The 11,746-nt window shown below is 73.9% G+C and carries 9 protein-coding genes; 3 read left to right on the top strand and 6 right to left on the bottom strand.

All coding sequences use genetic code 11. The features are described from left to right. Window positions 1–5: 5 nt before the first annotated feature. Window positions 6–587 carry a hypothetical protein gene (locus DT019_RS30375; protein WP_114040166.1) on the bottom strand — a complete coding sequence of 194 codons (582 nt, stop codon included), beginning with the start codon at window positions 585–587 and terminating at the stop codon, window positions 6–8. 134 nt (window positions 588–721) lie between these two features. Here DT019_RS30375 and DT019_RS30370 point away from each other — a divergent pair, with 134 nt between their 5' ends. The 3 genes from DT019_RS30370 to DT019_RS30360 all read left to right on the top strand — a co-directional run bounded on the left by DT019_RS30370 (window position 722) and on the right by DT019_RS30360 (window position 3,761). Further along, entirely contained in the window at window positions 722–1,399 is a 678-nt protein-coding gene (locus DT019_RS30370) for a response regulator transcription factor (protein WP_114040165.1), read from the top strand. Beyond that, window positions 1,392–2,828: a sensor histidine kinase gene (locus DT019_RS30365; RefSeq protein WP_223279838.1), complete on the top strand. Its 1,437-nt coding sequence runs from the start codon at window positions 1,392–1,394 to the stop codon at window positions 2,826–2,828. Before DT019_RS30370 ends, DT019_RS30365 begins: the two co-directional genes overlap by 8 nt. A 231-nt stretch (window positions 2,829–3,059) precedes the next feature. Next, window positions 3,060–3,761, top strand: coding sequence for a hypothetical protein (locus DT019_RS30360; RefSeq protein WP_114040164.1), 702 nt, complete (start codon window positions 3,060–3,062; stop codon window positions 3,759–3,761). 51 nt (window positions 3,762–3,812) lie between these two features. On the opposite strand, the gene DT019_RS30355 is transcribed toward DT019_RS30360, so the two are convergent. The 5 genes from DT019_RS30355 to DT019_RS30335 are packed head-to-tail and all read right to left on the bottom strand — an operon-like array spanning window position 3,813 to window position 11,729. Continuing rightward, window positions 3,813–4,871, bottom strand: coding sequence for a class I SAM-dependent methyltransferase (locus DT019_RS30355; protein ID WP_114040163.1), 1,059 nt, complete (start codon window positions 4,869–4,871; stop codon window positions 3,813–3,815). A gap of 45 nt (window positions 4,872–4,916) precedes the next feature. Then, window positions 4,917–6,113 carry a glycosyltransferase gene (locus DT019_RS30350; RefSeq protein WP_114040162.1) on the bottom strand — a complete coding sequence of 399 codons (1,197 nt, stop codon included), beginning with the start codon at window positions 6,111–6,113 and terminating at the stop codon, window positions 4,917–4,919. Next, window positions 6,110–6,967: an alpha/beta fold hydrolase gene (locus tag DT019_RS30345; protein WP_114040161.1), complete on the bottom strand. Its 858-nt coding sequence runs from the start codon at window positions 6,965–6,967 to the stop codon at window positions 6,110–6,112. Before DT019_RS30345 ends, DT019_RS30350 begins: the two co-directional genes overlap by 4 nt. Continuing rightward, window positions 6,958–7,311 (bottom strand): phosphopantetheine-binding protein, encoded by a 354-nt coding sequence (locus DT019_RS30340; protein ID WP_114040160.1) that lies wholly within the window; start codon window positions 7,309–7,311, stop codon window positions 6,958–6,960. The genes DT019_RS30345 and DT019_RS30340 overlap by 10 nt, the downstream gene beginning before the upstream one ends. Then, the gene (locus tag DT019_RS30335) at window positions 7,308–11,729 is read right to left on the bottom strand and encodes a beta-ketoacyl synthase N-terminal-like domain-containing protein (protein ID WP_411292753.1); all 4,422 of its coding nucleotides are present in this window, start codon (window positions 11,727–11,729) and stop codon (window positions 7,308–7,310) included. The genes DT019_RS30340 and DT019_RS30335 overlap by 4 nt, the downstream gene beginning before the upstream one ends. Window positions 11,730–11,746 lie beyond the last annotated feature (17 nt).

The raw sequence follows: 11,746 nt of genomic DNA, 5'->3' as shown, positions 1-11,746 counted from the left end.
CGCGGTCAGCGGCTCGTCGTCGGGCCCTGCTCGGCGACGGTGTTACTCGTGACCGTTCCGTCGGCGCCGGCCAGCGTCACCAGGTGCCGGACCCCGTCGGGGCCGAGGACCACGGCCTGCCAGGCGCTGCCGCCGCCCTGCTGGGCGACCACCGACAGCGATTCCACCTTGCCGCCGGAAACGGCACCCGCGGCCTTGTCCACGGCCTGCGCGGCCGGGAGCGCGGGAAGCGGCGCCGGGGCCTGGACCACCGCGCCCGGCAGGGAACCCCAGCGGCCTCGCCCGGCCTCCCGGGCCTTCTTCGCACCGTCCCGGCCGTCCTCCTCCGGACCGCCCCGGTGGCTCCGGCCCTCGGCGGCGTACCGGCCTCCGGCACGCTCCTCGTGGTGGTGGTGCTCCGCCACCGCCGCGGCCGCCGCACCGCCGCCGATCAGCACCACGAGCCCGAGCGCCACCCATCGGATGCGCCCCTGGCGGGTCAGCCGGGCGAACCGGCCGCGGCGCCCCGGCGCCTTGCCGGTCGGCCCGGCAGCCTCCTCGCCCGGACCCACGGGGTACTCGGGAGGCTGGGGGTTGGACTGAGTCATCTGACTGCTCCTCGCGTTCCACCGGACACGCGCCCGGCTCGGGCAGAGCATGCGGGTAGCATGCTGAAGCTCTGCTGAAGCGACCTGAAGAACCCTTCAGCAAGCCGACGGCGCGACCTGAGAACCTTGACCCCATGCGCGTACTGGTGGTCGAGGACGAGCGGCGGCTGGCCGCGGCCCTGCAACGAGGGCTCCAGGCCGAGGGCTTCTCGGTGGACGTCGCCCACGACGGGCCGCAGGGCCTGTGGCTTGCGGGTGAGCACGACTACGACGTCATCGTGCTCGACATCATGCTGCCCGGGATCAACGGCTACCGCGTCTGCGCCCGGCTGCGCGCCGCGGGCTGCGAGTCGGGCATCTTGATGCTGACCGCGAAGGACGGCGAGTACGACGAGGCCGAGGCCCTCGACACCGGAGCCGACGACTTCCTGTCGAAGCCGTTCTCGTACGTCGTCCTCGTGGCCCGGCTGCGCGCGCTCGTCCGGCGCACGGGCCGACGCAGCCCCCAGATCATGGAGTTCGGCGACCTGGTGATCGACCCGGCCAAACAGCGCTGCACCCGCGGCGGGACCGAGGCCCGGCTGACGTCGCGCGAGTTCGCCGTGCTCGTCCATCTGGCCCGGCGCGCCGGTGAGGTCGTGCCCAAGCGGGAGATCCTCGAACAGGTGTGGGACGCCGCCTACGAGGGCGACCTCAACGTCGTCGAGGTCCACGTCAGCGCGCTGCGCCGCAAGATCGACGCCCCGTTCGGGCGGGCCGCGGTGGAGACCGTGCGCGGCGCGGGCTACCGGCTGGCGGCCGACGGTGGCTGAGCGGGACGGACGCCCAGACATCGCGCCCGGCACCGTGGTTCACCGGGTCATCGCCATGCCGCGCCGTCTCGCCCGGCGGCTGCGGCCCCGGTCCGTGCGGGCCCGCGCCACGCTGGGCGCCTCCGTGGTCGTCGCGCTGGCGCTCGGCGTCGCCTCCTTCGGGCTGCTCGGGCTGCTTGAGAACAACCTGCTGCGCAACGCCCAGAACGCCGCCGAACGACAAGCCGTCGTCACCGCCGGACTCGCGGCCGCAGGCCGCCTCGACGCCGTGCTGACACCCGACCGCGGCACCGATTTCCTCCAGGTCGTCGACGCCAGCGGGCGGGTGCTCGCGGCCAGCCCCAACCTGGCCGGCCGCCCCGCGCTGTCCACCGCGCGCCCCAGCGCACCGGGCACCGTACGAGGCACCTGGAACGGCAGGCCGGTGCGCGAGGAGCACCGCCAGCGCGTCGTCCAGGTCACCACCGCCACCAGCAAGGGCCTCGTCACCGTCTACGCGGGAACATCGCTGCGGGAGGCCGACGCGGCGGACGAGTTCATCCGGGCCTCGCTCATCTTCGCCGTGCCGCTGCTCGTCCTCACCGTCGCCCTGGTCACCTGGCGGGTCACGGGCTGGGCCCTGCGCCCCGTCGAGGCGATCCGCGCCGAGGTCGCCGAGATCAGCGACCGCGATCTGCGCCGCCGGGTACCCGTGCCACCGAGTCAGGACGAGATCGCCCGGCTCGCCGCCACGATGAACACCACCCTGGACCGTCTCGAAGCGTCCGTGGTCCGCCAGCGCCAGTTCATCGCCGACGCCTCGCACGAACTGCGCAGCCCGATCACCGTGCTCCGTACGCAACTCGAGGTGGCCCAGGCACATCCAGACCCCGCCCTGTGGGGCGAGCTCGTCAGCGGGGCCCTGGAGGACACCGTACGACTCCAGGACCTGGCCTCCGACCTGTTGCTGCTCGCCCGGCTCGACACCGAGCAGGCGCCCCCTTCCGACGCGGTCGACCTCACGGACGTCGTCCGGGAAGCGGCCCGTACACGCAAGCTGGACCGGGTCCCCGTGGACACCGACATCGCACCGCACGTCACCGTGCGCGGCAGCGCGCTGCGGCTGGCTCGGCTCGTCACCAACCTGCTCGACAACGCACAACGGCACGCCGATCACCGCGTCCTGCTCTCCCTGCGCGTGGACAAGGCCCGGGGCACCGCGGTGCTGGAAGTCGGCGACGACGGCCCCGGCATCCCGCCCGCCGACCGAGAGCGGGTCTTCGAGCGCTTCACACGGCTCGACGACGCCCGCAGCCGCGACCAGGGCGGCTCCGGCCTCGGCCTGGCCATCGCCCGCGACATCGCCACCCAACTGGGCGGCTCCCTCCACGTCGAGGACGCCGGACCGGGAGCCCACCTCCTGGCCCGCCTCCCCCTGGACACCTCCTGACCCGTTGCCCGGAGCCGCGACGGAGCGTGCGCCCTGCGCACCATGGGTCCTCCGGTCACACCTGCGCCCGATGACTTTCGGAGGTCGTACGGGGGCCGTCCGCCGAGGCCGACCCCAACTCACGGCGGTGACAAGGAGTTCGGGTCGGTGCCTGCCCCTGGGCGGAACCACCGACAGGGACGCCTGCGTCATCCAGGAGACGCATGGTGTTGTCGACGACAGGGGAGAGCAATGGCACTGTTCGGGCGAGGGAAGCGGCACAGCACGGTCTCCGGTGCGAGCTGCCCCGATCACCATCCGTGCAGCAAGCTCGCCGACATCCCCATACAGGAGCTGGACTCCCGGCTCCGGCTGGTGGTCACCCCGGTCGCCGATCTCGGCTCGGACTCGGTCACCGCTCAGCTCGGCGGGGGCCTGGCCGCGCTCCTGGTGGCGATGGGGGCGCCCGGCACCTCCGCCGCCGCCATTCCCGCCCACTTCACACCGCGCTGGAACACCACGCCCCCCGATCTGCTCGTCCGCGCGCTGGGCAACATGAAACGCGACCGCCTGGCGATCGAGGACGTGGCGGGCCAGAGCGGCGGGCCCTCCCTGTATGTCGTGACCGGCCAGGACGGCCTGCCGGGTGCGGCACACGTCCTGCGCCTGGAGGAGGTGCTGGGACAGAAGCTGCCGCACGGCGCGCTCGTCGCGATGCCGAGCAACAACCGCTTCTACGCCGTGCCGATCCTCGGCGGCGACGCCCTGGGCCTGCTCGATCCCCTGGTCTCCGCGGTCCGGGGCCTGGCGGAGCAAGGAGCTGTGCTGAGTCAGGATGTGTTCTGGCTGGACGGCGGCCGGCTGGACCCGCTCAACGCCTCGTTCAAGGACGGCGAGTTGCGCTTCTTCCCGTCGGACGCGTTCAAGCAGCTGCTGCCGCGGTTGCGTGGCTAGCGCGCCCGCTGACGCCCTCGACGGGACAGGGCGGGCCTGCGGCTTCGACGCTCACCCGTCGCGGCGGGCGATCACCCGGTAGGCGTTGGAGAAGCGGGTCCGCCGCGCCAGCGGGCTGATCAGCTGGTCGAGGACGTACACCGCGATCAGCACCGGCAGCGCCGCCCACACCAGCGCGAGGCGAAGGGCGCGGGCGGCGCGGCCCGGGCGACGGGGCCACCAGGGTGCGTCGTCGCGCGGCAGCAGCCGGTCGAACAGGAACCAGGTGGCGCACACCAGGTCGGCCGGGATGTGGGCGTCGCGGCGCTCGGCCACCTCGATGGTGAAGCCGAGCTCGCGCAGCCGTCGGCACAGATTGCCCATCGGGACCATGTTCAGGTGCTGGGGCTGGAACCAGGGCAGCCAGAGCCGGCCGAGCAGCCGTCCCGACAGCGACTCGGGGTCGGGCACCTCTATCAGGAGGTGGCCGCCGGGCTTCAACGCCGTGTGGGCGGCGGCGAGTTCGCGGTGCGGGTCGAGCGTGTGCTCCAGGTAGTGGAACATGCTGACCGCGTCGTATCGGCCCGCCATGTCGTCGGCGAGGTCCACGAACAGCCCCCGGTGGGCTTCCTGGACGCGGCCCTCCTTGGCGGCTCGCTCGACTCCCTCGCTCATGTCGAGCCCGTCGAAGTCGGTGTCGGGCAGCACCTCCTTGGCGGTGGCGCAGAAGTGGCCCAGTGAGGTGCCGACGTCCAGCCAGCGGCGGGGCAGGGCGACGCGCCGCAGGGCCCGGGCGCTGCGGCGGAACCGCTTCTTGCTGCCGTTGCCCTCGAACATCTTGGCGGTCGTCTCGGCGCCGAGCCCGTCGTAGAAGTCCCGGTAGTAGAAGTCCAGGCCCTGCTGGCTCAGCCTCGGGTTCTGGAAGATGTGGCCGCAGTCGCGGCACTGGTCGAGGACGAACTCGCCCGGCTTGCCCTGGATGAGGTCCGTGGTGCGGAACTTGCCGCGCAGCCGGGTGCCCCCGCACCAGGGGCAGTCGGTGCGGGCCGGCAGGAAGAAACGGCCCGTGCCGCGGGCCAGTTCGGCCCGGTACGAGGGCCGGAGCTGGGCGATCCGTTCACTGTCGGGCATGTGCGTGCCTCTCTGTGGGGGCTCGGTCGGGGCGGGGCGGGGGCGTCATCGCGGGCGCCCGGGGAGGGGCGCGGCGGCGGCCAGCTTTTCCAGATGTGTGGCGGCGACCGCCTCGCCGCCGGCGGCACGGAAGGCGTCCCGGACGCGGCGGGCGGCGTCCCGGTAACCCGGCTCGGTCACCACCGTGTCCAGAGCCGCGCCGATCTGCTCGCGGCCGGCCCGCGCGAACTTCACCCTCAACCCGGCCCCGGCGCCCACCACTTGGGCCGCCACGACCGGCTGGTCGTCCCTGATCGGGGCGACCACCAGGGGCACGCCGTGCCACAGCGCCTCGGTGACGGTGTTGTGTCCCGCGTGGCAGACGACCGCCGTCATCCGCTCCAGGACGGCGACCTGCGGCAGCTCGGCCCTGACCAGCACATCGGGCCCCGGGGGCTGCGACCCGAGCAGTCCGCCGGGGTCGCACACCACCGCCCGCAGCCGTCCGGCGCGCGAGCGGACCGCCGCGACGGTCTCGGCGAGGAAGCGGCCGCCCGCGTCGATGTTGGCCGTACCCAGCGTGACCAGGACCGACGGCGTCCCCGGCGCCAGGTCCAGCCACCGCCAGGGGAAGTCCCCGGCGGCGGAACGCCGGGCGGCCAGTGCCGGTCCGACGAAGCGCAGCTCCGTCTCCGGTGCGGTGTACGGGCCGGTCAGCTCGGGGGTGGTGAAGGCGAGGGTGAGCGCCGGTGAGAAACGCGGGTCGTGGGTGGCGGCCGGATCGCCGATGCGCTCCCGCAGCTCCCGCAGCAGTCCGATGAGCCAGCCGCGCACCCCCGGCATGGCGGCCATGCTCTCGGTGAGTTCGGCCGACGTGGTCGAGGAGGTCGCGAACGGCACGCCGAGCCGCTCCGCCACCAGGGCGCCCGCCACGGTCTGCTGGTCGGCCACCACCACGTCCGGCCCGAAGGCGGTGATCGCCGCCGCCACGCCGGGCGCCATCGCCTCGGCGAGCGGTCCGAGGAAGTCGGCCCACAGGAATTTCAGGGCCGCGAGGCCGCGCAGGTGGGGCGGCCGTCCCGCGAGGTGGTCGGGCCCGGCGCACACGTAGACCCGGGGCCGCTCCCCCACCAGCCGCTCGATGATCCCGGGCCGTCCCGCCCAGGCCACCTCGTGGCCGCGCGCGGTCAGTTCGGCGGCGACGGCGGCCGCCGGGTTGATGTGGCCGGTCAGCGGCGGCACGACGAACAGGAAGCGGCTCACCGGACCGGCCTCGGACCGCTGGGCTCAGGCGCGGTCGCGGCGTGCTCGCGTATCCAGTCCAGGGCGAGCCGCCCCACCTCGTCGGAGGCTTCGACCAGGACCGAGTGCTTCTGCCCGGGCACCACGGCGACCGAGCAGTGCGGCAGCAGTGACCGCAGCCGGGCGGATTCCGCGGCCACCAGGCCCTCCTGCCCGTTGACCAGGAGCACCGGGCAGCGGACTCCGCCGAGCTGTTCGTCGGTGAGCACCCGCCCGGTGGGCATGTCCTCGGCGATGGTGGTGGAGCGTACGAGCCGGGCGGCGGCCCGGCCGAGCCTGCGGATGTGCGCGTCGTGGCGGGCGTCTCCGGTGCGGGTCGAGGAGAGCGTCCCGTACTGCTCGGTGAACCACACCAGCGCCTCGTCGTCCCCCATGCCGCCGGCGTGACGCAGGGCGGACGTCATAGTGTGCGACCAGGCCCGGCTGGCGGGACCCGACTCGACCACGGTGACGGTGGCGACGCGTTCGGGCCGGTGCACGACGAAGTCGAGGGCGACCGTGCCGCCGAAGGAGTTGCCGACGAGGTGGACGGGGTGGGTGATGCCCAGTTCGTCGAGCAGCGCGTCGAGATCGGCGGTGAAGTGCTCCAGGGCGTACCCGCTGGGCGGGCGTTCGCTGCGGCCGTGTCCGCGCAGGTCGTACATGACGGCGTCGAACCCGGCCTCCGCGAACCGGGGGCCGAGAGTGAAGTAGTAGCTGGCGAGGCTGTCGATGAAGGCGCCGTGGACGAACACCGCGGTCGCACAGGGCCGTTGACGGGGCGGGCGCAGCCGCTGGACGTGCAGTCCGATGCCGTTCGCGCGGATCATGACCATGGGGCCGCTCCCGGTTGCGGGGCGGCGCCGAGCCGGTGCAGCACATGGTCGACGAGCCGTCCGACGGACAGCCCGATGACCTCGTCGATCTCCAGAGAGGCCACGAACTCGGCGAAGTTGACCTGGTCTCCGTACCGCTTCTGCAGGTGGCCGGACAGCACGACCAGGTCGATGCTCTCCAGTTCCAGGTCGTCGCCGAACAGGGTCTCGGGGCGGATGTCGGCCGGGTCGGGGGCGTAGTCCCCGAGCACCTCCACGATCAGCCCGGCGATCTCGGCCAGGACCCTCTCCCCGTCCGGTGGCGGAAGAGGGGCGGGGCCGGAGGGCCGTTCGCTGGTGGTCACTGAGTGCTCTCCTTGAGGATCGTCGCGGACGTGGTCCAGGCCACGACATGGGTGGGGTCGACGAGGGTGCAACGAACGTGGTGGCGGCGGCCGTCGACGGTGACGGTGAGGGCATCGGGAGCCGCCGCGGTGACCTCGAAGGCGTGCGGCCGCCCGCCGAACCCGGTGCCCTCCGCCTTGGCGGCCGCCTCCTTGGCCGCCCAGAACCGGGTGAACCACAGCGCCTCGCGATCCCCGGCTCCGGCGGCGACGAGCCTGCCGAGGAGGGCGAGTTCGCGGGGGCCGAGGGCGACGCGGTGGGTCTGGGGGGTGCGGTCGGCGACTTCTTCGATGTCGATGCCGACGCCGTTCGCGTACGGGCTGTGCCCCGGTGGACGGACGAGGGCGACCGCGAGGTCCCCGCGGTGGGCGAGGGAAAGGTCCAGCGGTGGGAGGGTGCGTCCGTGCAGCCCCACCGCCCGGGGCCGCCCCGACTCCTCGTTCACGATCTCGATCTCGGCCGGGAACACCGCGCCCTCGCCGCGCTCCCACAGCCATCGCCGGACCGCGTCCTTGGCGGCGATCCGGCCGAGCAGCCACTGGCGCCGTCCGCGCGGCGGGTGTGCCTCGTAGGCCTCGCGTTCGGCCCGGCCCAATTGCATGCGCATCAGCAGGTCGCGTGAGGCCAGGTCGGGCCACGCGTCGCGCAACAGGCACCAGCCGCCGGGCTGCGCCTCGGCGAGAGCGCGGTGTTCCGGGTAGCCGCCGGACCTGCGCGCGTCGAGCCCGGAGAACCGCCGGTCGCGCCAGCCCGAGAGTTCCGCCCACACCGTCCCGTCGGGCTGGGTGAGCCGGGCATCCGCGAGAAGGGTGTCCTCGGTGAGCGACGTGATGACGGCATGGCAGTCGAGTCGCGTGCCGGGGGGCGGGGGCGGCCCGTGGAAGACGACACGCTCGATGGCGACCGGGAAGATCACGGTCCGGGTGGGGTGGGTCGACATCAGCCAGTAGCCGAGGAGTTGGCCCACGTTGTCGAGGAGCGCGCCCGGCGCGGACGGCGTGGTGATGGTGCCCCGGACGTGGCCGGGCCCGATCCCGCGCAGCGCGGTGACGCCCCGGAAGGCGGGACCGTGGAACATCCACCGGTCCTCGTACAGCTGGGTCGCCGCGATGTCGGGCGCGCGTTCGTCGGCCGCGTCGAGGGGCGGCGCGGGCGACGGGGCCAGGTAGGCGGGGGCGAGCTCAATGGTCGCGTGGGCGTACGGCCCGAACGCGACCGTCCATCGGCCCAAGCCCTGCGGCCGGGCGGTGAGGGTCACCTCCACCTCCGGGATGGCGTTGACCCACTTCTCCAGCCGCAGGCCGTGCACCGCGACCGCGCGCTGTCCGGGCACCGCACGCTCGGCGGCGGCCATCAGGTGGTGCAGGACGGTGGTGGCGGGGACCACCGGATGCCGGTCGGCGGGGTCGGGCCAGCCGGGCCGCTGCGGGAAGAAGCAGTGGTCAAGGAGGTAGGGCATGGTGGCGGTGGAGACGTGCAGTCGGCCGCCGTGCTCGGCGCGCGGGGCGGCACGGTCGGGTTCGGCAGGCGCCGCCCCCGCAGGGACCGCCGCCGCCTTCGGAGCCCGCACCCCCTCCAATACGGCCGTGACGCTGTCCACCGTCTCCCGCATCAGCGCGTCCAGCTCCGCTGCGGCGGGGTGACTCCGGGTCAGCTCATCACTCAACAGGCCTGTGGGGCTGAGGCTTTGGGGCGATGCCTCTGCGCCGACGCGCAGCTCCTCACGTAACTCCTCCAGGCGGTGGGGAGCGAGAGGGATCAGCGCGGCCGTCAGGTCGAGGGGGATCGGGGCGGCGGAAGCGCGCGGCCGGTCCGGCCGGGCGGGCGTGAGCGCCAACCCCTCGGTCCACAGCCCGGTCTCCACCCGCAACAGTTGTGCGAGTCCGCCGCGTAGGGGTGAGTTGGCGGCGAGTGTGAGGTGGTCGCGGTCCTTGAGGGTGTCGTCGAGCAGCGAGGTCAGACGTCCTGTGCCCACCTGGACGAAGGCGCGGAAGCCCGCCGCGTACAGCGCGTCGACGAGCGGCCGGAACCGTACCGGCTCCAGGAGATGGCGCACGAACAGGGCGCGCACCTCGTCGGGGTCGGCGGGGAACGGGGCCGCCGTCGTACCGGACCAGACCGGCACCCGCTGCGGAAGGATCTCCGCCGCGTCCACACCCCGCTTCATGGGGCCCAGATAGGGGGCGAGCATCGGCGTGTGGAAGCCGGAGCGGAACGGAAGCAGTTGGCAGATCACGTGCTCGGCCCGGAGCTTCGCCGCGAACTCCTCGACGGGCTGTTCCGGGCCGCACACCATCGACTGGCTGGGCGAGTTGTCGTGCGAGAGGACGAGATCCGGCCAGTCGGCCAGCACCTCGCTCACCCGGGCCGCCGGGGCGCCGATCGCCGCGAACGCCAGCCCCGGCACCCGCAGCGAGTCGGGGTCGAAGGAGGCGAAGAAGTCGTCCGCCCTGTCGGCCGCGAACATGCCGCCCGCGATCATCGCCGCCCACTCTCCGACGCTGTGCCCGGCGACCCCGTCGGGCCGGACGCCGAGCGCGCGCAGGGCCTCGTCGAGGACCCGGCCGACGCGGAGCACGCCGAGGCCGTGCCGGGCGACATCGGTCGCCTCGGTGTACGCACGGCCCGGCAGCCGCAGCCCGTAGTGTTCGGCCACCTCGTCCACCCGAGGGGCGAACTCGGCCTCCAGGCCGGGGAAGACGAACGCCACCTTGCCCCCACCGGCCGGCCCGAGGAGCGGATACGGGGCGAACCACACATCGCTGCGGCCGCGCCACGGACGACCCTGGGCCACCGCCCGGCGTGCGAGTCCCAGCCGCTTGGCGGTCGGATCGACGATGCCGAGGCGGGCAGCCGGGATGCGGGAAAGGTCCTGCGGGTACGTGGCGGCGCCCCGTGCCCGTACCGCCGTGTCGTCCGCCTCCAGGAGCCGCGCCAGGCCCTCGGCGGTGCGGGCGCTCAGGCGCAGCACCCGCTCCGGTTCGCGCACGGCCGCCCGGCGCGGAGCGGCCACGGCGCCCGGGGCCTGCTCCAGGACCACGTGCGCGTTGATCCCGCCGAATCCGAACGCGTTGACGGCGGCCCGGCGCAGCGGCCCCTCCCAGGGGCGGGCGAGTGCCGCCGGGCGGAACCGGGTGCGGGCGAGCGCGGGGTGCGGCTCGTCGCAGTGCAGGGTCGGCAGCAGGGTCGCGTGGTGCACGGCGAGGGCGGCCTTCACCAGCCCGGCGACGCCCGCGGCGGGCATGCAGTGGCCGATCATCGATTTCACCGAGCCGATGACGGCCGGGTCTGCTGCGCCGGTGGCCGCCCCGAACACCTCGGCCAATGTGGCGAGTTCGGCCGCGTCGCCCGCGGGAGTGCCGGTGCCGTGCGCCTCCAGGAGGCCGAGGGAGCCGGGGGCGCGCGGGTCGAGGCCCGCTGCTCGCCAGGCCTGCCGGACCGCACGCGTCTGGCCGCCCGGATCGGGGTTCATCAGCCCGGCGGCGCGGCCGTCGCCCGCGACGCCGGTGCCCCGGATCACCGCGTACACCCGGTCGCCGTCACGTTCGGCGTCCGCGAGCCGCTTGAGGACGACGACACCCGTGCCCTCTCCGATGAGGATGCCGTCGGCCGCCGCGTGGAAGGGGCGGCTGCGCTGACTCGGCGAGAGGGCGCGCAGCTGGGTGAAGACGCTCCACAGGGTGATGTCGTGGCAGTGGTGCACCCCGCCCGCGAGCATCATGTCGCAGCGGCCCGCGGCCAGTTCGCCCACCGCCTGGTCGACGGCGATCAGTGAGGACGCGCAGGCCGCGTCCACGGTGTACGCGGGGCCCCGCAGGTCGAGCCGGTTGGCGATGCGGGACGCCGCGAGATTGGGGACGAGTCCAATGGCCGACTCCGGGTGCTCGGGCCCCAGCGTTTCGGTGAACGCGGCCCGGACCCGGTCGAGTTGGTCCGGGCCGAGGTGGGGCATGAGTTCGCCCAGGGTGCGCGTCAACTGGTGGGCGGTACGCACCCGTTGGTCGAGGCGGGCGAGGCCCGGAGTGAGGTATCCGCCCCGGCCCAGGACCACCCCGATCCGGCCGCGCTCGGGCAGCCGTTCCTCGCCTCCCGCGTCCGCGATCGCCCGGGCCGCGACGGAGAGCGCGATGAGCTGGTCGGGTTCGGTGCCCGCGACCGAGTGGGGCATGACGCCGTGGCGGGTGGCGTCGATCTCGGCGAGGCCGTCGACGAAGCCGCCGCGCCGGCAGTAGATCCGGTCGACGCCGCCCCGGGCGCCGGGCTGGTAGTAGACCGGGTCCCAGCGCCCCTCGGGCACCTCGCCGACGGCGTCCACACCGTCGACGAGGTTGCGCCAGTAGGCCTCCAGGTCCTTGGCGCCGGGCAACAGGACGGCCATGCCGACGATGGCGACCG

It is taken from the genome of Streptomyces sp. SDr-06, from assembly GCF_003324565.1.
Taxonomy (GTDB): Bacteria; Actinomycetota; Actinomycetes; order Streptomycetales; family Streptomycetaceae; genus Streptomyces.
This window is presented reverse-complemented; position numbering and strand designations above follow the sequence as displayed.

What these genes read in the sequence shown, in the direction of transcription:
- DT019_RS30370 (WP_114040165.1), top strand. Translation starts at nt 722, where the DNA reads ATGCGCGTACTGGTGGTCGAGGACGAGCGGCGGCTGGCCGCGGCCCTG.
- DT019_RS30335 (WP_411292753.1), bottom strand. Translation starts at nt 11,729, where the DNA reads ATGGCCGTCCTGTTGCCCGGCGCCAAGGACCTGGAGGCCTACTGGCGC.
- DT019_RS30375 (WP_114040166.1), bottom strand. Translation starts at nt 587, where the DNA reads ATGACTCAGTCCAACCCCCAGCCTCCCGAGTACCCCGTGGGTCCGGGC.
- DT019_RS30345 (WP_114040161.1), bottom strand. Translation starts at nt 6,967, where the DNA reads ATGGTCATGATCCGCGCGAACGGCATCGGACTGCACGTCCAGCGGCTG.
- DT019_RS30355 (WP_114040163.1), bottom strand. Translation starts at nt 4,871, where the DNA reads ATGCCCGACAGTGAACGGATCGCCCAGCTCCGGCCCTCGTACCGGGCC.
- DT019_RS30360 (WP_114040164.1), top strand. Translation starts at nt 3,060, where the DNA reads ATGGCACTGTTCGGGCGAGGGAAGCGGCACAGCACGGTCTCCGGTGCG.